20 protein-coding genes are annotated in these 20,465 nt (G+C 46.0%); 11 read left to right on the top strand and 9 right to left on the bottom strand.

All coding sequences use genetic code 11. The features are described 5' to 3' along the window. Positions 1 to 101 precede the first annotated feature (101 nt). The 3 genes from Q369_RS0106900 to Q369_RS0106910 all read right to left on the bottom strand — a co-directional run bounded on the left by Q369_RS0106900 (position 102) and on the right by Q369_RS0106910 (position 3,357). Entirely contained in the window at positions 102 to 1,421 is a 1,320-nt protein-coding gene (locus Q369_RS0106900) for an ammonium transporter (protein WP_031527070.1), read from the bottom strand. A gap of 45 nt (positions 1,422 to 1,466) precedes the next feature. Continuing rightward, positions 1,467 to 2,663: a porin gene (locus Q369_RS0106905; RefSeq protein ID WP_031527071.1), complete on the bottom strand. Its 1,197-nt coding sequence runs from the start codon at positions 2,661 to 2,663 to the stop codon at positions 1,467 to 1,469. A gap of 346 nt (positions 2,664 to 3,009) precedes the next feature. Beyond that, a complete protein-coding gene (locus Q369_RS0106910) occupies positions 3,010 to 3,357 on the bottom strand; it encodes a 4Fe-4S binding protein (RefSeq protein ID WP_031527072.1) in 348 nt (115 codons plus the stop codon). Between the two features lie 166 nt (positions 3,358 to 3,523). On the opposite strand from Q369_RS0106910, the gene Q369_RS0106915 reads away from it, so the two are divergent. Then, positions 3,524 to 4,501, top strand: coding sequence for an acyl-CoA reductase (locus Q369_RS0106915; protein ID WP_229206760.1), 978 nt, complete (start codon positions 3,524 to 3,526; stop codon positions 4,499 to 4,501). A gap of 4 nt (positions 4,502 to 4,505) precedes the next feature. Here Q369_RS0106915 and Q369_RS0106920 read toward each other — a convergent pair whose 3' ends face one another. Beyond that, positions 4,506 to 5,312: an alpha/beta hydrolase gene (locus Q369_RS0106920; RefSeq protein WP_031527074.1), complete on the bottom strand. Its 807-nt coding sequence runs from the start codon at positions 5,310 to 5,312 to the stop codon at positions 4,506 to 4,508. Positions 5,313 to 5,416: 104 nt separating this feature from the next. On the opposite strand from Q369_RS0106920, the gene Q369_RS0106925 reads away from it, so the two are divergent. The 7 genes from Q369_RS0106925 (at position 5,417) to Q369_RS0106955 (ending at position 12,755) form a co-directional block, all read left to right on the top strand. Next, positions 5,417 to 6,124, top strand: coding sequence for an esterase family protein (locus tag Q369_RS0106925; RefSeq protein WP_031527075.1), 708 nt, complete (start codon positions 5,417 to 5,419; stop codon positions 6,122 to 6,124). Positions 6,125 to 6,160: 36 nt separating this feature from the next. Beyond that, the gene (locus tag Q369_RS0106930; RefSeq protein WP_031527076.1) at positions 6,161 to 7,318 is read left to right on the top strand and encodes a glutathione synthase; all 1,158 of its coding nucleotides are present in this window, start codon (positions 6,161 to 6,163) and stop codon (positions 7,316 to 7,318) included. 24 nt (positions 7,319 to 7,342) lie between these two features. Further along, the gene (locus tag Q369_RS0106935; RefSeq protein WP_031527077.1) at positions 7,343 to 8,443 is read left to right on the top strand and encodes a carboxylate-amine ligase; all 1,101 of its coding nucleotides are present in this window, start codon (positions 7,343 to 7,345) and stop codon (positions 8,441 to 8,443) included. A gap of 137 nt (positions 8,444 to 8,580) precedes the next feature. Then, positions 8,581 to 9,423 carry a type 1 glutamine amidotransferase gene (locus tag Q369_RS0106940; RefSeq protein ID WP_031527078.1) on the top strand — a complete coding sequence of 281 codons (843 nt, stop codon included), beginning with the start codon at positions 8,581 to 8,583 and terminating at the stop codon, positions 9,421 to 9,423. Then, positions 9,416 to 10,606, top strand: a complete 1,191-nt coding sequence (locus Q369_RS0106945) for a hypothetical protein (protein ID WP_031527079.1) — start codon at positions 9,416 to 9,418, stop codon at positions 10,604 to 10,606. Before Q369_RS0106940 ends, Q369_RS0106945 begins: the two co-directional genes overlap by 8 nt. Before the next feature lie 49 nt (positions 10,607 to 10,655). Next, positions 10,656 to 11,867, top strand: coding sequence for an aspartate aminotransferase family protein (locus Q369_RS0106950; RefSeq protein ID WP_031527080.1), 1,212 nt, complete (start codon positions 10,656 to 10,658; stop codon positions 11,865 to 11,867). Between the two features lie 9 nt (positions 11,868 to 11,876). Next, on the top strand, positions 11,877 to 12,755 hold the full coding sequence (locus Q369_RS0106955; protein ID WP_031527081.1) for an aldose 1-epimerase family protein: 879 nt from the start codon (positions 11,877 to 11,879) through the stop codon (positions 12,753 to 12,755). Positions 12,756 to 12,776: 21 nt separating this feature from the next. Here the strand turns inward: Q369_RS0106955 and Q369_RS0106960 are convergent, their stop codons facing one another. From Q369_RS0106960 to Q369_RS0106980, 5 genes are all read right to left on the bottom strand, one after another. After that, complete coding sequence (locus Q369_RS0106960) at positions 12,777 to 13,172, bottom strand: hypothetical protein (protein ID WP_031527082.1); 396 nt, start codon at positions 13,170 to 13,172, stop codon at positions 12,777 to 12,779. After that, complete coding sequence (locus Q369_RS29840) at positions 13,169 to 13,360, bottom strand: type II toxin-antitoxin system HicA family toxin (protein ID WP_031527083.1); 192 nt, start codon at positions 13,358 to 13,360, stop codon at positions 13,169 to 13,171. The genes Q369_RS0106960 and Q369_RS29840 overlap by 4 nt, the downstream gene beginning before the upstream one ends. A 105-nt stretch (positions 13,361 to 13,465) precedes the next feature. Next, a complete protein-coding gene (gene trxA / locus Q369_RS0106970; RefSeq protein ID WP_031527084.1) occupies positions 13,466 to 13,798 on the bottom strand; it encodes a thioredoxin in 333 nt (110 codons plus the stop codon). Between the two features lie 86 nt (positions 13,799 to 13,884). After that, a complete protein-coding gene (dnaE, locus tag Q369_RS0106975; RefSeq protein WP_031527085.1) occupies positions 13,885 to 17,535 on the bottom strand; it encodes a DNA polymerase III subunit alpha in 3,651 nt (1,216 codons plus the stop codon). 52 nt (positions 17,536 to 17,587) lie between these two features. Next, a complete protein-coding gene (locus tag Q369_RS0106980) occupies positions 17,588 to 18,259 on the bottom strand; it encodes a DUF2461 domain-containing protein (RefSeq protein WP_031527086.1) in 672 nt (223 codons plus the stop codon). Positions 18,260 to 18,596: 337 nt separating this feature from the next. Here Q369_RS0106980 and Q369_RS0106990 point away from each other — a divergent pair, with 337 nt between their 5' ends. Genes Q369_RS0106990 through Q369_RS0107000 form a run of 3 tightly spaced genes read left to right on the top strand, consistent with a single transcriptional unit; the run spans position 18,597 to position 20,464 of the window. Then, a complete protein-coding gene (locus Q369_RS0106990) occupies positions 18,597 to 18,890 on the top strand; it encodes a type II toxin-antitoxin system RelE/ParE family toxin (protein ID WP_031527088.1) in 294 nt (97 codons plus the stop codon). 24 nt (positions 18,891 to 18,914) lie between these two features. Further along, a complete protein-coding gene (gene trpS / locus Q369_RS0106995) occupies positions 18,915 to 19,892 on the top strand; it encodes a tryptophan--tRNA ligase (RefSeq protein ID WP_031527089.1) in 978 nt (325 codons plus the stop codon). After that, positions 19,889 to 20,464 (top strand): phosphatase PAP2 family protein, encoded by a 576-nt coding sequence (locus Q369_RS0107000; protein WP_031527090.1) that lies wholly within the window; start codon positions 19,889 to 19,891, stop codon positions 20,462 to 20,464. The genes trpS and Q369_RS0107000 overlap by 4 nt, the downstream gene beginning before the upstream one ends. Position 20,465: the final 1 nt, after the last annotated feature.

Below are 20,465 nucleotides of genomic sequence, written 5' to 3' on the forward strand. Positions count from 1 at the left end.
GGGTAGCTGTTTTAGTCAAGGAATAGAAGATAGTAATGCAAAAAAGGGAAAGCCCGGCACTTGCCGGGCTTTCCTGATATTTATATAAACGTTGAGTAAAATCAAGCCTCAACTAAGAACTCATCGTGTTGGCTGACATCCAAACCTGCTTTCTCATCCTGCTCAGAAACACGAAGCGGTAAAATTAGGTCGGTAACTTTCAAAAGAAGGAACGAACCGGCGAATGCGAAGGCAGATACGCCTACCAATGCAATTACGTGGTTGATGAACAACTTGGTTTCACCGAACGCAAGTCCCTGATCAACTACCAGCGAATTAACGCCGCTTGTAGCGAAAATACCGGTCATCAACATACCTACCATACCGCCTACACCGTGGCAAGGGAACACATCCAGTGTATCGTCCAAAGTAGAGCGTGTACGCAGGTGCGCTACATAGTTACTGATAATCGATGCAACAGTACCAATGAAAAGTGCCGCAGGAACAGTTACGAAACCAGCAGCAGGCGTGATCGCAACAAGACCTACAACCGCACCGATACAGAATCCAAGCGCAGATACTTTCTTGCCCTTTGCAGCGTCAAAAAGAACCCAAGCAAGACCAGCAGCACCAGCAGCAGTATTTGTAGTTGCGAAAGCAGTAACAGCGAGAGGACCAGCTGCAAGTGCCGAACCGGCGTTGAAGCCGAACCAGCCAAACCAAAGCAGACCTGTTCCCAAAAGAACAAACGGAATGTTTGCAGGCGGTAATGTATGATCTTCCAGTAGTGATTTACGTCTTTTCAGGTAAAGTGCGCCAGCCAATGCAGCCCAGCCAGCAGACATGTGAACCACAGTTCCACCAGCGAAGTCAAGCACACCCATTTTGAAAAGGATACCGTCTGCATGCCAGGTCATGTGCGCAAGTGGTGCGTAGATGAAGATACAGAACAGGATAATAAACAATACATAAGAGCGGAAATTGATACGCTCAGCCATTGAACCTGTTACCAACGCAGGTGTGATCACCGCGAACTTCATCTGGAACATTGCGAAAAGTGCGAACGGAATGGTTCCCCAAACAGGACCGTCCAAAACACCTTTGAACATAAAGTGCGTAAAAGGATTTCCGACAACTCCGCCGAAATCGTCTCCGAAAGCGATACTAAAACCTACCACTACCCACAGCACGCTGATTACGCCCATTGCGATAAAGCTTTGGAGCATTGTAGAAATCACGTTTTTGTTGTTGACCATCCCGCCATAGAAATAAGCCAGGCCGGGCGTCATCAGCAATACCAGCGCGGCCGAAACCAGCAACCAGGCTGTATCACCGGCGTTCACTCCTTCGGTGACAATTTGAGTCGGAACATTAGGTACGAAGGCACCGATAATGGCGATTACCAGAAGGATAATCAGTGGGATGAAACTGCGTTTTTCCATTGTAAAAAATTATTATAGGTAGATTAAGAAGGTATGTTATAAAAATTAGAATTTGTAAATAAAGGCAAGCCCAAAAGTGGTCTGACTGTTCTTGGTCCAGTTACCTTTTGAATCTTCGAATTGCTGCTCTTCGCCAGCGCCTGAAAGCTTAGGATAAGCGTCAAGACGGAACTCAGGCTTTACAAGAATGTGGCCGTCCGCAAGGCTGATGTTACCTGTTAGTGTGACAGAGTTAACCTTTGTTCCGGCTTCACCACGCGTCAGTAATCCACGTACGCCATTGTCATTGTTAAAGTATTCGTAACGTGCTCCGATTCCGAAGTTTTCTGTCACTGCTGTATTCGCATAAACAGCAACTCCGCTCCACGATTCTGTCCTGGCAGGTCCGTCTGCACCCTGGAAATCTCCTTTTTGGCTTCCGTAAGCTGCATTCAAACCGAGCAGGAATTTCTCTGAGACCTGAAAACTGGTAGTCAGGTCAAACACCTGATACAAACCCTCCGGCTGATTGCCCAGACTGTCAGAATTAGCTTCGTTGCTTCCAATGTAGTTCACATACACGTTCCAGCCAGAAACTGGTTGCAGGTACAGCTGGCTGATAATACCTTTTGCGCGGTTATTATCACCAAGTCCGTCTACATTATTAACAACTCCTACCATTAAAGATGCCTTATCAGAAAACGCGTAAGTCGCTTTCAGACCAGCGTGATAGAATGGACCATTGTTGAACAGGTTTGACAAAGAATAGTTGAAGTTGGCCGGTGCGTCGATCACTTCATATCCGATGTGCGTTCCAAACTGTCCCGCGGTCATTGAAAACTTATCTGTAAATCTGTAAGTGAAATACGCTTGTTTGATAGCAAGTGCGGTGCTGAACAAGGCATTCCCGTAGTTACCCATATTGGCATTCGGGCCGAATGTCAAATCTACTACTGCTTCTGACTTTGCATTGGTGTAAGCTACTCTTGTCTGAACGAGACCTAATGAAAACTGTCCGGAGCGCTGATCGAATACGCGTGCATTACTTGCACCCATGTTTGACCGGGAAGCTGGCTTGTTAAAATTGGCCATATAATAAGAGTCAAGATAGCCTGAGAACGCGAATGCGCCCTTTCCCTCTTCCTCTGCTGCTTCCGTAACAACTGTTGTATCAGCTTTAACAGCCTTTTTGTCTTCGCCAGACTTTGCAAAACCCAAAAAGGGGACCATTAAAGATAATACTGTACAATAGACTTTTCTCATAATTATATTCTGTTTAAGTTTAGATTACTCTCCGGCAGGATTTATGAATCAAATATTGTTTATAAATTATATTAATCAAATATCTGACGTGATTTTTATCTAATAAAATGCAATTTTCCTGTTTTTATGCTCTTTTTTACCAGATAATACACATAAAATGCAGTAGTAAACAATAATTTACTTAAAATTAAAATTTTGCATAAATAGATATAAACAGAATATTATTCCTAAACAACTCACCTCATAGCGAAGAATATTTATTCTTAAAATGACATTCTGGTAGAATTTTGGGCACAAAAAAAGCCCTGCCAAAGGCAGGGCTTCATCATTTTATATCCCGAACAGGCTATTCGCCGTGCATCCAGGCCTTCTTAGCTAGTAATGTATCTTCTTCCTCTTCATTGTCGGGATCCGGCACGCAGCAATCAACCGGGCAAACCGCGGCACATTGCGGCTCTTCGTGGAAGCCAACGCATTCAGTACATTTATCGGTAACAATATAGTAGAACTCATCTGAAACAGGCGCTTGCTTCTCCTTGCCGCTCACCACTGTACCGTCGCCAAAATCTACTTCATCTAAACTGGTCCCATCTCCCCAGGTCCACTCTACCCCGCCTTCATAAATTGCTGTATTGGGGCACTCTGGCTCGCACGCCCCACAATTTATGCATTCATCGGTTATCATTATAGCCATAGTCGCCGGATTGTTTATATTTGTTGCTATTCTTCTGCTTAGAGTAACAAATATAACTATTTATAGTTTCCCAACAATCAGAAAAATAAAAACGGCAGGTTAGTAAAACTTTTTAGAGTTCATAAATATGTTAGCAAGGATCAGGCGGGAAGAGGCGTTCATAAACTTGGGAAAATTCATCACAGAAGCCGGGAATGCGGATGTTGTGCAGGAATGGGTGGAATCAGCTAACAGCCGGAACAACTGGTTTACTCCCGAAAATGTCAGAAAGTCCCTGAATGCAATTGCCAACGAATTTCTTGATCCCGAAAAGCTGCGTGCATGGTCGGCCCGTTACCAGGAACCGCAGGAATCCAGGAAAGTAGGCGTTGTCATGGCCGGGAATATTCCGGCAGTCGGGTTTCAGGATGCTTTGTGCGTATTGATCAGCGGGCACACGCTACTTGCGAAACCCAGCTCTGACGATCCGGTGCTGATTTCTGCATTGCTTAACCAGCTAATGCAGATCGAACCTGAGCTTACGCCGCAGATCAGGTTTGTGGAACGGCTCAATGAGGCAGACGCTTACATTGCCACAGGAAGTGATAACACAGCACGCTACTTTCATTACTATTTTGCCAATAAACCCAATGTGATCCGCCGGAACCGGACTTCTGCTGCTGTTTTGACTGGCAATGAAACACACGAGGAACTACAATGGCTGGGCAGGGATGTACTTCAATATTTCGGTTTGGGCTGCCGCAACGTATCCAAGCTCTTTGTTCCTGCCGGATATGATTTTACCAAGTTTTACGAAGCCATTGAAGACAGGGCGCACCTGTATCTTCAAAACCATAAATACTTCAATAACTACGAGTACAACAAGTCGATTTTCCTGATTAACAGGGTTCCGCACCTCGACAACGGTTTTTTAATGATCACCGAAAACAGTGCGCTCGTTTCTCCGATCAGCGTATTACATTTTGAAACATACACGGATTTGGAAACTGTAAAATCCGCGTTGCAGGAGTCGGCTGAGAAGATTCAATGCGTGGTAGGCAATGCAGGTATTCCGGGAAATGTGCCGTTCGGAAAATCGCAGGAGCCGGGCCTGCTCGATTATGCGGATGCTGTGGATACCATGACTTTCCTTAGCGAGCTCTAATATCTTATTCCAGATTTGCTGAAACCCATTTGAGAAATTCAGGCATCACCTGCGACCAGGTGGCCTGATCGTGCCGCCCATCGGGAATTTCGGTGTAGAAAACGTCCTGGTTCCAAATCGCTCCTTTTCTTTCCAACTCGGCAATGCATTCCAGCGTATCCTGTATAGAGTCGATCACACCGTCGCCGTCGCGATCATCATACTCGTCCTGAGAGCCGCATTGAAACCAGCACTTTAATGCAGGTCTTACCGGAAGATCCCTGATCTGCGCGTGCATAATCCTGTCGGAATCCTGGTAACCTTCGCCAATTGCCTTCTGCCTCCACCACAATGCGCCGGAGAAAACGCCTGTGAGCGGGAACAATGCCGGAAAATGCAAAGCAATGTCCAGTGCCATGAGTCCACCCAGCGAGCAGCCCGCATATGCATTGCCGAAGGATCTTACCTGGTAATGCTGTTGTAAAAACGGCAAAAGCTCCACGGTGACAAACGAGGTAGTTTGCTGCGCCTCACTGCCCCTACCCGCATAATCAACCTTTCCTGCTGTTCCGTATTCGTAAATGCGGCGGTCGTTTGCGTGAATTCCTGCGATCACCACTGACTTCATTTCCCCTGCTCTTTGCAATGCGTAAGTTGTTTCTGCCAGCCTCAGCCCGGCAAAATCCTGTCCGTCGTTGAAAAGGATTAATGGATAAAGTTGTGCACGATCAAACCCCGCAGGCAGCAGCAAAGTAACACGAACCTCCCTTTTGAGGAAGTTGGAATAGATATTGATATCGTCAAAAAATGTGGAAGAATGCGTTGCGCTCAAACCCTTATACCGCTAAAATGAACCAAAACAAACGTGCAAGTTATTAATTTGCTTCCTATGATTTGTTTTGTATATTTCATTTATAAAATTTAACCCCCGCTGATTTGGAAGAGAAGCACATTAAATACTACTCTCACCACCTGGACAGAGACATTGATATGCTTGTTTACGGAAACTGGGGGTACCCTATCCTGCTTTTTCCAACCACCCTCGGGCGCTACTACCAAGCAAAGGATATGGGACTGACCGAATCAGTAAGAGCCTTGATTGACTCGGGTAAATACAAGCTCTATTGTGTCGATTCGATAGATGCGGATTCCTGGTACGCCAAACACCTTAACCCGCAATACAGGGTTCTCAATCACATTCAGTACGACAAGTTCCTGGCAAACGAGCTGGTACCTTATATAAAGGCCGAGTGTAACGTCGGCAGAATTGGCGTGGCAGGATGCAGCTTCGGAGGTTTTCATTCCGCCAACTTCGCTTTCAGGCACCCTGATCTTGTCGCCTATCTGGTGAGCATGAGCGGCGCATTCGATATCAGGACCTTTACCGATGGATTTTACGACGATACCGTTTACTTCAACAATCCTGTTGATTTCATGCCCAACGAGCAGGGCTGGCGGTACGGGCACATGAAGATTGTGCTGGGTACCTCTGAATGGGATATTTGCCTGGACAGCAATGTAAGAATGTCCGATATTTTGAATGCAAAAGGCATAGATCACTGGCTGGATATCCGGGGCTGGGAGAAACACGATTGGCCTTTGTGGACAAAGATGTTCCCCGACTACCTTTCAAGGATCATGTAAAACGGACTATATCAATAACAAAACCGCGTTTTTAATATGAAAAAAATTGGCATACTGTTTGGGATGGAGAATACTTTTCCAAATGCATTTATAGAAAGGGTGAACAGTAAAGGAGAACCAGATATCATCGCTGAGGCAGTGACCATTGATAAAGTGGCACAAGCCGCGCCGACAGAATACGCAGTGATCATCGACCGGATTTCACAGGACGTAACTTTTTACCGTGCTTACCTGAAAAATGCGGCATTATGCGGTACCGCGGTGATCAATAATCCATTCTGGTGGAGCGCAGACGAGAAATTCTTCAACAATGCACTCGCTGAACAGATCGGGGTGCCGGTCCCGAAAACGGTTCTGCTGCCTTCGAAGCAGCGGCCGGATAATACAACCGAAACTTCATTCCGTAACCTCGCATTTCCGATGGCCTGGGAGGAGATATTCCAGTATGTAGGTTTTCCCGCTTACATGAAACCACACGACGGCGGCGGTTGGAAAAGCGTTTACAAGGTTGTAAATCCGCAGGATCTGTGGTTTAAACATGAGGAAACAGGTCAGCTGGTGATGATGTTGCAGGAAGAAATTGAATTTAGCGATTATGTTCGCTGCTACTGCATTGGCCAGAAAGATGTGCTGATCATGCCTTATGAACCCCGTAACCCGCACCATCTAAGATATGCGTCGGAGTTGAAGGCCACCGGTGAGGAAAGAGAAAAGTTGCTCGAAACAATCAAAGATTATACCCTTAAACTGAACAAGGCGCTGGGCTATGATTTTAATACGGTGGAATTTGCCGTGCGCGACGGGGTTCCTTACGCAATTGATTTTTGCAATCCCGCACCCGATGCAGACATTTACTCAGTTGGCCCCGACAATTTCGAATGGGTGGTAGAAGCAGCTGCAAACATGGCGATTGAGCGTGCGAAGGCGCAGGTTCCCGGACAGGTGAACCTTACCTGGGGCACCTTCCTCAGCAATGCAGTCCAGGCGGGTATTACACCAGCACAAACAGCTCAGCCAGCTCCCATTCCTTCGGCCACGGAAGTCAATATCAAGGCGGTAACACCTAAAAAATCGGTTAAAAAGCCGACAGCTGGCAGTTCAGAACCGGTCGCGGAACCGGACCCGCAGTTGCCTACCAACAAAGCTGCGGTGACAAAAGCGCCTGCCAAGAATTCCAAAATGAAAAAGTCCTGATCAAAGCATTCCAAATCGCCCTTTATGGCCACTTTCACACTAGGTATTGAAGAAGAATTTCAAACGATAGATCCTGTTACCCGCAACCTGCGGTCGCATATGTCGAAGCTGGTTGAAGATGGTAAGATCACATTGAAAGAACGTGTGAAAGCCGAAATGCACCAGGCTGTCGTGGAAGTAGGTACCAATATTTGCCACAACATTCAGGAAGCGCGCGAGGAAGTGACTTATTTGCGCAAAATGATTTTGGACCTGGCTGAAAAGCAGAATCTGCAGGTAGCCGCAGCGGGTACCCACCCATTCGCCGACTGGGTGGACCAGCTCATTACCGACGATCCGAGATACGACGAAATCATCGACGAAATGCGTGACGTGGCGCGCGGCAACCTTATTTTTGGTTTGCACGTACATGTAGGCATTGAAGACCGCAATGAAGGAATTCAGATCATGAATGCGGTGAGGTACTTTTTGCCGCATATTTATGCACTATCTACCAACTCACCATTCTGGTGCGGACGAAATACAGGCTTCAAATCCTACCGGTCGAAGGTTTTTGATAAGTTTCCAAGAACCGGGATACCGGACTATTTTTCAAGTGCATCTGAATACGACGAGTATGTGAACCTGCTGATCAAAACCAAATGCATTGATAACGGCAAGAAGATCTGGTGGGATATTCGCGTCCACCCATTCTTCAATACGATTGAGTTCAGAATGTGCGATGTACCAATGCGAACTGACGAGACGATTTGTCTGGCTGCGATTATGCAGGCGCTGGTTGCAAAAATTTACAAGCTGCACAGAATGAACCTTAGCTTTCGCATTTACGACCGAATGCTCATCAATGAAAACAAATGGCGCGCGGCCCGGTATGGAATACAGGGAAAACTCATTGATTTTGGGAAACAGGAAGAAGTGGAGTACAGACTGCTCGCCGGCGAGCTGCTCGAATTTATCGACGACGTGGTTGACGAGCTCGGAAGCCGGAAGGAAATCGACTATATCCACCAGATTATGGAAATGGGAACAGGCGCTGATCGCCAGCTCGCCGTTTTTGAACAAACCGGCAGCATGAATGCAGTGGTAGATTATATCGTAGCAGAGACAAAAATCGGTCTGGTATAGCGAAAGTTGCCTTCTTTTATTTCCCTCAACCGAACTTATACCCTGTCGTTTTGTTTAAATACTTTACCGAAAATAAATCTACAAAGCTAAATGCTTTAAGCTGTCAGCCAAAATGCGCAGCTTAAAGCCCTCACAAAATGATTAACAATACACGACATTTCCGGGTGGCGATTCTGGATATGTACGACGGGTTCGAGAATGAAGGGATGCGATGCATCAAGAAGATCGTCACCAGTTTCGGTGAGAGAGAAGCAGTACCCGTTGAATATACAATTTTTGATGTACGCCAAAAGCTCGAAATCCCTGGAATAGACTTCGACGCCTATATTTCCACGGGCGGGCCAGGTAACCCTTCACCAGTAGGAGAAGCCTGGGAGAAAAAGTACTTCTCGTTTCTGGACCAGCTATTTCAATACAACCTGAAACGTAAAAACCGCGTAAAGAAGCATTTATTCCTCATCTGCCATTCATTTCAAGTGGCCTGCATACACTGGCAGCTGGCGCGCGTGAGCAAGAGGAGAAAGACTTCATTTGGTACGTTTCCGGTCCACAAGACCAGCATTGGCCGGAAAGATCCGCTGCTTAGCGCGCTTGCTGATCCATTCTGGATCGTTGACTCGCGCGACTTCCAGGTAACCCAACCTGATCAGTCAATGTTCGATGATCTGGGCGCCAAATTGCTTTGTCTCGAAAAAATCCGTCCGCATGTACCACTAGAACGCGCTGTAATGGCGATCCGCTTTTCCGGTGAAATCGTCGGAACGCAATTTCACCCGGAAGCTGACGCGGAAGGAATGTTGCGGTATTTTCTTCGTGAGGATAAAAAAACCGCCATTATTGCGGCACACGGAGAGACAAAATACAACGACATGATCGCGCATTTGAACGATCCTGATAAGATACTGCATACTGAATCTGTCATCTTGCCTGCATTTCTTAAAAACGCATTAAATAAGTCATTCACGCCCGCCTATGCATAAGGAAGCCCGGGAAGCATTCAATCGGTCTTTTTCCGAGAAAAAGTACCAGGATTTTGTGGCTTACATAGAATCCGCATTCCCAGGCCAGCTCGACTTCCGGGTTGCCGAAACACCGGTATTTGTTCCAAAAGCGCTGAAAGAGAAGATACTCGAAGCTTCGGAGCAGATCATTGAAGTATTGCGCTCGCCAGACTTCAAAGCGAAAACGGAACGCGCCGTTCCCGAGGAGCAATTTGTACCGGGCGAAAATGCGCATACTTCTTTCCTGGCCATTGATTACGCGATTTGCAGGGACGAAAGTGGTGAGTTGGTACCACAATTGATCGAGTTGCAGGGATTTCCGTCTATATTCGGGTACCAGGCATTTTTGTCGGAAGCATTCAAGATGCATTTCGATGTACTTTCTGAATTGCAGTACCTCTTCAATTGCGACGGATACAATGCTTTTGTACAAAAACTGAGGTCATTGATCCTGGCTGACGAAGAACCCGAGTCCGTGATCCTGCTCGAAATATTTCCTGACAAGCAGAAAACGCGCGTTGATTTTGCTGTAACCGGGGAAATGTTGGGAATTCAACCGGTATGTTACACCAAGTTAATCCGCGAGGGAAAATCGCTTTTTTACGAAAAAGATGGACGTAAGATTCAAGTTAAACGAATTTACAACAGGCTGATATTTGATGATCTGCTGAACTATCCCGACCTGGTCACAAGCTACCGCCTGACCGATGAAGTGGATGTAACCTGGGTTGGGCATCCTAACTGGTTTTTCCGGATCAGCAAGTTTTCTATGCCATTTCTCAAAGGTCCGTACATTCCGGAAACGCACTTTGTCAGCGACTATGAGGGTAAATTTCCGGACGATCTTGAAAATTACGTTCTGAAACCACTTTTTTCATTCGCTGGCTCCGGCGTGCGTTTGCAAGTTACCACAGCGAACCTGATTGCATTGCCTGATCCTGAAAATTACATTTTACAGCGAAAAGTATTCTACGAACCGGTGATACAAGCACCTGACGGATTGGTGAAATGTGAGGTAAGGATGATGTATGCCTGGGAAGATCATGCTGACAAGCCGGAGCTGCTGATTAGTCTGAGCCGGTTGAGCCGGGGAGAAATGATCGGAGTTCGGTTTAACAAGGATTTTACCTGGGTAGGCGGCAGCGCCACTTTTTTCGAATAAAAACAGATATTTAAAGAACTATACTTAATAAAAGTATCAAAAGTAAAGAATGTATACCACACATCGTCAACAATTTTTCGATCATCTGGCACAAACTTCCGACTACCCGCTCGCGCTCGAAATCGACAGAGCTGAGGGAGTTTACATGTATGGCGCAGATGGAAAGTCATACATAGATCTGATATCCGGCATTGCGGTAAGTAACGTGGGTCACCGGCACCCGAAAATAATATCCGCCATTCACGAGCAGCTCGAAAAGCACATGCATTTGCTTGTTTATGGCGAATTTGTGCAAAGTGCGCAGGTGCAACTGGCGGCTGCATTGACAAAGACTTTGGCTCTTGCCCCGCCTGTGTCCTCCCCTTTCGGGCTCATCGATAATGTATATTTTACCAATTCCGGCACTGAGGCTACCGAAGGTGCGATGAAGCTTGCAAAGCGGTTCACACGCCGGCATGAATTTGTATCATGCGTAAACGCCTATCATGGCGCCACGCAAGGCGCACTAAGTCTGGCGGGAGCCGATTTTTTTAAACAAAACTTCCGTCCCCTGCTTCCCGGCATGCGACAGATTCGTCACGGAAATACTGCGGATTTGGAGCTGATCACAAACAAAACAGCAGCGGTGATCATCGAAGTTATTGGTGGAGAATCTGGCGTGAGAGTTCCTGAGAAGGAATTTATGATCGCATTGCGACAAAGATGCACAGAAACAGGCGCGCTGCTGATCCTGGACGAAATTCAAACAGGTTTTGGCCGGACAGGGAGTTTTTGGGCATTTGAACAGTTCGACATTTATCCCGACATTTTACTAAGCGCGAAAGGAATGGGCGGCGGAATGCCGATCGGCGCATTTATGGCCTCACAGGAAGTAATGGGCGTTTTCAAGAACAATCCGATTCTGGGCCACATTACTACATTTGGCGGACATCCGGTTTGCTGCGCTTCTTCCCTGGCCGCTTTGAATGTGATACTAGACGAAAACCTGCAACAGTTTGCCATTGAGAAAGGCGAGTTGTTCAAATCTCTGCTTGTTCACCCGGCGATCAGCGAAGTAAGAGGAAGAGGCTTGATGCTGGCTGCGCAAATGGAGTCTTTTGAAAAGCTGAAAAATACGATCGACCGCTGCATTGAAAATGGCTTAGTGACTGACTGGTTCCTCTTTTGCGACAATGCAATGCGCATTGCGCCACCGCTGGTGATTTCGGAAGAAGAAATCCGTACCGCATGCAAGGTGATTATTGATGTTTTGAATTCTTAAACCAAGCTTATGGAATATTCAATTGAGAATGAGTTTTTACGCATCGCCGTGCAACAAGCCGGTGCAGAATTGCGCCGCATTCAATCGACGGTAACAGGCCTGGATTTCATGTGGAATGCGGATCCGGACGTTTGGCCGAGCTATGCGCCCGTTTTGTTCCCTGTCATAGGAGCGATTAAAAATGGCTTTGCTCGGTACAATGGCAAGGATTATGCGGTACCACGTCACGGAATCGTGCGCAATAATCCTGAGGTAATCCTTCTCGAACAAACTGAATCAAGCCTGACATTCGGGTTAAAATCCTCGGAACAAACACTGGAAATTTATCCTTTCGCATTTGATTTCCAGATTACTTACCGGTTGGACGGACGGAAGATTGTGGTAAGTCACGAAATCGTTAATGAGGGAGACAACGAGATGCTCTTCTCTCTTGGCGGGCATCCTGCATTTAAGTGCCCGATACATGACGGTGAGGATTATAACGACTATTATCTGGAATTTGAAGCAATTGAAAACGACTCAACCTGGCTGCTGACCAAGGATGGATTAGTCGGAAATGAGACCAAAAAGATTTTTGACAATACCAATGTGCTCCATTTGAACCACCACTTGTTCGACAATGACGCATTGATTTTCAAACATTTGGTCTCGAAGCAGGTAAGTTTAAGAAGTACCAAATCTGCACAGGTAGTTACCGTCCGCTTTGAAGATTTTCCATATCTGGGTATCTGGGCAAAGCCAAAAGGAGATTTTGTTTGCATTGAACCCTGGCTGGGCATTGCAGACAGCGCTGATTCGGATCATAATTTTGAAACAAAAGAAGGAATTTTGAAGCTACCTGCCGGAGAAACTTTTAAGGCTGATTTTTCAATAGAGATCAACGAGTAATGTTGCTATTAGCAGTAAGGCTCAAAGCTTTACTGCTAATAGTTCACTCCCCAATTTGTGCAGAGCCGCTTCGATTTTCTTAGCTTGTGCGGGCCGCGGCTTTTTCAAGCCTGAGGCATAATGATTCAGCAGCTTCTCATTTATTCCCGTAATCTTGGCTATCCCGGTTTGGCTGAATATGCCTTTGTAATATTTCAAAAAACTTCCGACATCAAGCTTCCACTCAATCTCGTACTCGCCTTTCAAAGCGGCAGGAATGTTTTTATCATCAAATGATTTAATAATGTCAATACATTCATACACAGATTTTTTCACCTCCTCGATCGTTGCGCCTCCTCCATTTATTCCTTTCACATTTTCGGAGTGAGCGCCGAAAAAATCTTTGCTTCGAGCTATAATTATCTTAATTGTTCTCATTGCTTCTTTAAGTCTAAGCCCATCATCTTAATTGCCTCCAAGCGTGTAGGTTCCGCCATTTCTTTGGAACCGTGATTTGCGACAGCATAGGTTTTGTTACCTTTTTTATAGATGTAATGACTGCCACGTGACCTGATACAAACCCATCCATTGCGTCGTATAATGCGGTGAAATTGCGAATATTTCATAGTGTGTACCCGAGATTAAAAGTATACAATAATATACCTTTAAGCAAGTGGCCACAAAAAAAGCCCCCGAGCGGGAGCTTTCAATTATCTATCGGAAGTATGTAATTATACAGTCGCTTCGATCTGCGCATTCAATTTGTCTTCCAGGGTTGTTTTAGGTACAACACCTACCACTTTGTCAACTAATTGACCGCCTTTGAATATCATTAAAGTTGGGATACTGCGGATACCGAACTTCGCTGGAACCGATGAATTCATGTCCACGTCCATTTTACCAATAACTGCTTTCCCCTCGTATTCTCCTGCGAGCTGCTCTACAACCGGCCCGATCATCTTACAAGGTCCGCACCACTCAGCCCAAAAATCAACAAGTACTGGTTTTTCGCTTTGGATCAATTCTTCGAAGGTGCTATCGGTAATTTCAAGTGCTTTTCCCATGTTTGAAAATGTCTAATGTTGTTTTATAAATCTGATGTAATAAGGATAATTAGTGCCTAAAAGTTCCTGAATACGGCTAATGTAAATCAGTTCAAAGAGAATTGTACACCATGAAATCCGCGAAGTACTTTGAAGAGCTCGTTGGTAGGCGCAACGCGATAACCACGCGACAGCATCTCCACTTCCAGCCTCGTATCCGGATCCACAACCGTCATGTTAACAGCACATTGGCCCGGGTGGTGACTGAGTGTATCGCTCAAAACATGAATGAACTGAGCATCAATCTGGTCGAGTGAAAGATTGATCTTGATCTTCTTGCACATTTTGCCCATAATCTCAGGCAACAGCTGGATTTGCGTGATCTTGAATTCAAACTGATCTTCCTGCTTCCAGCGGTTTTGTACCTTCCCTTTAATGTAAAGGAACTGTCCTACCTGCAAGTAATTTTTAAACCTGATGTAATCCTCGCCCCCGAGCAGCATTTCAAGTGAGCCTTTGTAATCTTCGACTTTGAAAATCATGAAATGGCTGCCGTTCTTTGACATTCTTTCCTGCGCACTCGTAACAATTCCGGCCACGCTGATTTCCTTTCCAAAATACCTGGGTGCCCGCTCGCCTTCTGCGATTTCCATAACCTTGTCCACGGTACAGTTGCAAAAATTATCAAGTTCAACCCTGAATGTATCCAGCGGGTGGCCCGAAATGTAAAACCCGACTACCTCCTGCTCATAACGCAGCTTAGCCAGATCGTCCCAGGCAGAAACATCCGCCGCTTTGGGGCGGGCAAGCGTAGAGCCGCCATCGCCCAGCATTCCGAACAATGAAGCTTGCGCCGACGATTTTTCCGCATGGTAATTGTTCGCATACCGGATCAGCTTTTCGATAAATGTACCATTCTCACCAGTTTCCACGGCGAAGTAATGCGCCCGGTGATAGTCTTCAAAACAGTCGAACCCGCCCGCATAGGCCAGGCTTTCAATCGTTTTCTTATTTACAGTCCGTAAATTAACCCTCGTGATAAAATCGTAGATATCCGAAAATGGCCCGCCTGCTGCTCTTTCTTCGATGATCGATTCAACAGCCGCATCGCCGCTGCCTTTCACACCAGCCAGACCAAAACGGATTTCTCCCCGGCTATTCACATTAAATTGCCTGTCGGATTCATTGATATCAGGACCCAGAACGGTTATGCCCAATGCTTTACATTCCTCCATGAAGAAGGTAATCTTATCAATGTTACCCAGCGAGCTCGTCAAAACCGCTGCCATGTATTCGGCGGGATAATGCGCTTTGAGGTAAGCTGTCTGGTAAGCAACGAACGCGTAACAGGTTGAATGTGATTTGTTAAAAGCATAGGACGCGAAAGCTTCCCAGTCAGTCCAGATCTTTTCAAGCTTTTTGGCATCGAGCCCGCGCTCGGTACCGCCCTTCATGAAGTCGCCTTTCAGCTTGTTCAACGTTTCAATCTGCTTCTTTCCCATTGCTTTCCGCAAGGTATCCGCCTGACCTTTTGTAAAACCAGCCAGCTTTTGCGAAAGAAGCATTACCTGCTCCTGATAGACTGTAATACCGTAAGTATCAGACAAATACTCTTCGAGCTCCGGCAAGTCGTAAGTAATTTCCTCTTGTCCGTTTTTACGTCGGATAAAGTTGGGAATGTACGCGATCGGACCTGGACGGTACAATGCATTCATCGCGATCAAGTGCTCAAAACGGTCGGGAATGAGGTCGCGCATGTGCTTTTTCATTCCGTCCGATTCAAACTGGAAGATCGCATTGGTTTCTCCCCTTTGAAATAGTTCAAAAACTTTCGGGTCGTCGAGCGGCACATCGTCGATTACAATATCCACGTTGTGGTTTTGCTTGATTAGGCGAAGCGCTTCCTTGATAATAGTCAGGTTTCGCAAACCCAGGAAGTCCATTTTAATAACCCCTGCATCTTCGATGATCTTTCCCTGATATTGGGTAATCAGAAAATCAGAATCTTTGGAAGTACTTACGGGAATGATTTCGGTCAAATCGCTTGGCGCAATAATGATACCGGCGGCGTGAATACCCGTGTTCCGTACGGTACCTTCCAGCCTTCGTGCTTCCTGTAAAACACTCGCCTGCAAATCCTTGCCCAATGCGATCTGCCGCATTTTCTTCACATTGTCCAGTTCTTCCGGTGCAATACCCTCTTTCTTCAAAAGACTGCCCTCCCCTTCCAGCGGCGCTGTGAAGATCCGGTTGAGCGTCATGTTGTAGGTAGGCTTGTCGGGTACAAGCTTGGCCAGTGCATTCGCCTCGGCAAGCGGCAGGTCCATTACCCTCGCCACGTCCTTGATAGCAGATTTAGCCGCCATTGTACCATAAGTAACAATCTGGGCTACCTGGTTATAACCATATTTTTTAACTACATAATCGATCACTTTCTGCCGGCCTTCGTCGTCGAAGTCCGTATCAATATCAGGAAGTGAAATACGGTCCGGATTGAGAAAACGCTCAAAAAGCAGATCGTACTTGATGGGGTCTATATTGGTAATCCCTGTTGCGTAAGCCACCACGGAACCGGCTGCCGAACCACGGCCCGGACCGATAAAAACGCCCATTTTGCGGCCTGCATCAATGAAGTCGGCCACAATCAGGAAGTAACCCGGAAAACCCATATTACGGATTGTATTCAACTCAAAGTTGATCCGCTCTTCAATTTCGGGGGTTATCGTGCCGTATTTAAACTTTGCACCTTCAAAAGTGAGATGTTTGAGGTACTCCCATTGATTGAGCACGTCAGCTGTCAACTCCTTTTTACCAACCATTTCCGACAATGTATGTGTCTTGAACTCGTCGGGAATGGGGAAGTTAGGGAGCAGAATATCTTTTCTCAGATCCAGCGTTTTGATCTTGTCAACAATCTCGTTGGTATTGTCCAGCGACTCAGGTAAGTCGTTGAACAGCTGCATCATCTCGCTGGTTTTCTTAAAGTAAAACTGATCGTTATAGAATGCAAAGCGGGAGCCTTTCGGAATTCCCTTGTCATCATCAAAATCCTTGGCAGAAGGTGTACTTTGCTTGTCGCCAGTGTTGATACACAGGAGAATATCGTGCGCATTCCAGTCGTCGCGATCCACATAATGTGAATCATTGGAGCAGATTACTTTTACATTATATTTTTTTGCAAACCTTAAAAGAACCTCATTAACAATATATTGATCACGAATCTCGTGGCGCTGCAATTCAACATAGAAATCATCGCCGAACAGATCCAGCCACCATTTAAATTCCTTCTCTGCGGCCTCTTCTCCCTGCCTCAGGATGGTCTTTGGAATAACCGCACCAATGCAGCAGGTTGTGGCGATGAGTCCGTGATGATATTTGACAATCAGCTCCTTATCGATCCGCGGGTATTTTCCGTACATTCCTTCTATGAAGCCGAGCGAGCACATTTTCACCAGGTTTTTATACCCGATTTCATCTTTGGCAAGAAGTAATTGGTGAAAACGTACATCTTTCTTGTCTTTCGTAAACTGCCGCACGTGCCGGTCTTCCACTACATAAAATTCACAGCCGACAATGGGTTTGATCCCCTGCTTGTTCCCCTCGGCCACAAATTCGAAAACGCCGAACATATTGCCGTGATCGGTAATTGCCACCGCCGGCATATTGTCTTCTTTGGCCTTTTTGAAGAGCTTTTTGATATCAGCCGCACCATCGAGAAGTGAAAACTGGGTGTGGCAGTGTAAGTGGGAAAATTGCATTTGGACCGGGTTGTATTAATGGAATGTCTTTGGAGGAACTTAGCGAGTCAGATCAATGCTCAGCGGGCTGTTCATACAATACATAATTCATATAGTCAGCAAAAGGTTTAAGGAGTTTGATACCTTTTAAAATCATTTTTTCAAAATCCCTGGAAGCCACTTCCTTATCTGTAAAGCGGTGCACGAAAAAAAGCTGCTTGCGTTTCAGCAGTTCAATTTCGGGATGATCTTTCGGGTAACCTTTGGGAGTTGTCTTCAAGGTATCCCCATGAATTTCGGGGAAAAATGACCGGAATTCAGTTTCTTCGATGATCGCTTTCAGCTCTTCTGCATTATAATCCACTTCCTGCCTGAAACGCGCCAGCTGTTCAGGCGTCGTTTCCCACATTCCACCCCCCAGAAACGTCTGATCGCCAGGCTGGATTTGAATGTAGTAATCAACCTTGCCCGAGCTTTTCCCTCCCGGCCCGATTCCCGCTGCCAGGTTATTCTTGTAAGGCGCCTTGTTTTTAGAGAAACGGATATCCCGGTTGATCCGCAGCAGACATTCTTTCACCTGCAAATTCCCAAGATCCTGAAACTTTCCAACCTCACTGATCAGGTAACCCACGAGCTTTTCCATATCCGCCCTGGCCTCGTCATATCGCCCTCTGTTTTCCTGAAACCATTCCCTATTGTTGTTTTCGGCTAATTGACTGAGAAAGTGAAGTGTTGCGGATTCCATTCTGATTTGGTGAAGCTATAAAATCTGATTTTACTACGATTTATGATCCAATTTAACGAATTTTGGTGAACGGGGAATAGGATCATCTTTTTAACACTCAACATTTGAATGGTATGAATGTTCAATTTTTGTCAAAAGAAAAAATGATGAAGACCTCAGTTGTAATTCCTATGAATGAGTGGAAAAAGATACAAACTCGGCTTAAACACCGTAGCTCAGATTTTTGGGAAACCTTGCCAGAGCATGTTAGAGCAAGTATCGAGAGGGGACAAAGGCAGGCAGCCACGGGCCAAACAACAACCAGCGAGAAGGTAATGCAGAAGTACGTAAAGTATTTATGAATTTACCCGTTGTCTGGACTTTTGAAGCTGAAACAGGCTTTGCTGAAATAATAGGGTACCTGGAAGATGAATGGTCAGAAAAAGAGGTTAAGAACTTCGTCCATCGTGTAAGGAAAGTGATCAAACACATATCATGCTTTCCTCAGATGTTTGAAGCTTCACCCACAAATCCCAGGGTAAGAAAAGCACTTATTGCTAAACAACAATCCCTTTTTTATCAGATCGAAGAAGACTGCATTGTGCTTTTGTCTTTCTGGGATAACCGCCGAAAGCCGGAGGACAATGATTAAATAAGTAATACATTAAAATTGCAAATGGCCAGAATTCTTACAGGCATTCAAAGTAGCGGGAGACCGCATTTAGGTAACATTCTCGGGGCAATTGCTCCTGCGATCGAACTTTCAAAAGACCCGAAAAACGAGTCTTTTTTCTTCATCGCCGACCTGCATTCACTCACTTCGCTCAAAAACGGCGCGGAACGCGAGAATTTCGTAAGAGCAATTGCCGCTACCTGGCTCGCTTTCGGTTTTGATTATAAGAAGAATGTTTTCTGGCGGCAGTCACGGGTGCAGGAGCATACAGAGCTCGCGTGGTACCTGAACTGCTTTACGCCGTTTCCGATGCTGGCGAACGCAACATCTTTTAAGGAAAAGTCTGAGAAACTGGCAGATGTGAACGCTGGCTTGTTCACCTATCCCGTTTTGCAGGCTGCTGATATTTTGCTCTACAATGCCAATATTATCCCGGTTGGTAAAGACCAGAAGCAGCATCTTGAAATGACGAAAGATATCGCTACACGCTTCAATCAGCTTGCGGAGGAAGATATACTGGTCCTACCCGAACCCCAGATTGACGAGCGGATTATGACGATCCCTGGTGTGGATGGGCAAAAAATGAGTAAGTCCTACCATAACTACATCGATATCTTCCTTCCCGAAAATGAGCTGAAAAAAGTGATCAAGAAGATCATCTCAGACTCTACCCCGCTGGAAGAACCCAAGAATCCGGATATTGATATTACATTCAAACTATACAGCCTGATCGCCTCCGATAGCGAAGTAGAAACAATGCGGCAGAACTATGTGAACGGCGGCTACGGATATGGTCACGCCAAGCAGGCGCTGCTCGAATGCATGCTGGAAAAATTCGCTGAGCCAAGACGCATTTTCAACTATTATATGGAGAACAATCAGGAGCTGGAAGCAATCCTGGTTGAAGGAGAAGCGAAAGCGCGCGTTGTTGCCCAGGAAACAATTTCGAAAGTCCGTAAAGTTCTAGGATTCAGCTCATGACCGACGCTTTGGACTTGCTGATCCGTTCAGACCGGGAGTTATTTCTCTGGCTTAATGGCCTGCATACACCCTGGCTCGACCCGATCATGTACTGGATCACCTACAAATACACGTGGATCCCGATGTATGTGGTCCTGATCGCATTCACATTAGTGGCCGACCGGAAAAAAGGCTTTGCTGCCCTGATCACGGTGATACTGGCAGTAATTTTCGCAGATCAGATTACCTCGGGCTTCATGAAACCTTACTTCATACGTTTCCGCCCCTGTCATGATCCGACGCTCCGCGGAATGGTGCATGAAGTGGCGGGATGCGGCGGTTTGTATGGGTTTGCATCTTCCCACGCCTCCACAAGCTTTGCTGTCGCAATTACCTGGTTTACCTTCTTAAAAGGCAAGGTCAAGTACCCGGGTTTACTATTCGTTTGGGCGATAACTTACTCTTACAGCAGGATTTATGTGGGCGTACATTACCCTTTGGACATCTTGGTTGGAGCTTTGGTAGGGTTGCTGGTAGGCTACTGCTGCATTCAGCTGTACTACATTTTTTTGAAGAGATACTATCTTAATTAAT

Source organism: Dyadobacter crusticola DSM 16708 (genome assembly GCF_000701505.1).
In the GTDB taxonomy this organism is placed as follows: Bacteria; Bacteroidota; Bacteroidia; order Cytophagales; family Spirosomataceae; genus Dyadobacter; species Dyadobacter crusticola.

Excerpts from the sequence above, each read along its gene's own strand:
- Q369_RS0106900 (WP_031527070.1), bottom strand. The coding sequence starts at position 1,421 with ATGGAAAAACGCAGTTTCATCCCACTGATTATCCTTCTGGTAATCGCC.
- Q369_RS0106905 (WP_031527071.1), bottom strand. The coding sequence starts at position 2,663 with ATGAGAAAAGTCTATTGTACAGTATTATCTTTAATGGTCCCCTTTTTG.
- Q369_RS0106910 (WP_031527072.1), bottom strand. The coding sequence starts at position 3,357 with ATGGCTATAATGATAACCGATGAATGCATAAATTGTGGGGCGTGCGAG.
- Q369_RS0106930 (WP_031527076.1), top strand. The coding sequence starts at position 6,161 with ATGAAAAAAATTGGCATACTGTTTGGGATGGAGAATACTTTTCCAAAT.
- Q369_RS0106935 (WP_031527077.1), top strand. The coding sequence starts at position 7,343 with ATGGCCACTTTCACACTAGGTATTGAAGAAGAATTTCAAACGATAGAT.
- Q369_RS0106940 (WP_031527078.1), top strand. The coding sequence starts at position 8,581 with ATGATTAACAATACACGACATTTCCGGGTGGCGATTCTGGATATGTAC.
- Q369_RS0106945 (WP_031527079.1), top strand. The coding sequence starts at position 9,416 with ATGCATAAGGAAGCCCGGGAAGCATTCAATCGGTCTTTTTCCGAGAAA.
- Q369_RS0106950 (WP_031527080.1), top strand. The coding sequence starts at position 10,656 with ATGTATACCACACATCGTCAACAATTTTTCGATCATCTGGCACAAACT.
- Q369_RS0106955 (WP_031527081.1), top strand. The coding sequence starts at position 11,877 with ATGGAATATTCAATTGAGAATGAGTTTTTACGCATCGCCGTGCAACAA.
- Q369_RS0106960 (WP_031527082.1), bottom strand. The coding sequence starts at position 13,172 with ATGAGAACAATTAAGATAATTATAGCTCGAAGCAAAGATTTTTTCGGC.
- Q369_RS29840 (WP_031527083.1), bottom strand. The coding sequence starts at position 13,360 with ATGAAATATTCGCAATTTCACCGCATTATACGACGCAATGGATGGGTT.
- trxA (WP_031527084.1), bottom strand. The coding sequence starts at position 13,798 with ATGGGAAAAGCACTTGAAATTACCGATAGCACCTTCGAAGAATTGATC.
- dnaE (WP_031527085.1), bottom strand. The coding sequence starts at position 17,535 with ATGCAATTTTCCCACTTACACTGCCACACCCAGTTTTCACTTCTCGAT.
- Q369_RS0106980 (WP_031527086.1), bottom strand. The coding sequence starts at position 18,259 with ATGGAATCCGCAACACTTCACTTTCTCAGTCAATTAGCCGAAAACAAC.
- Q369_RS0106990 (WP_031527088.1), top strand. The coding sequence starts at position 18,597 with ATGAATTTACCCGTTGTCTGGACTTTTGAAGCTGAAACAGGCTTTGCT.
- trpS (WP_031527089.1), top strand. The coding sequence starts at position 18,915 with ATGGCCAGAATTCTTACAGGCATTCAAAGTAGCGGGAGACCGCATTTA.
- Q369_RS0107000 (WP_031527090.1), top strand. The coding sequence starts at position 19,889 with ATGACCGACGCTTTGGACTTGCTGATCCGTTCAGACCGGGAGTTATTT.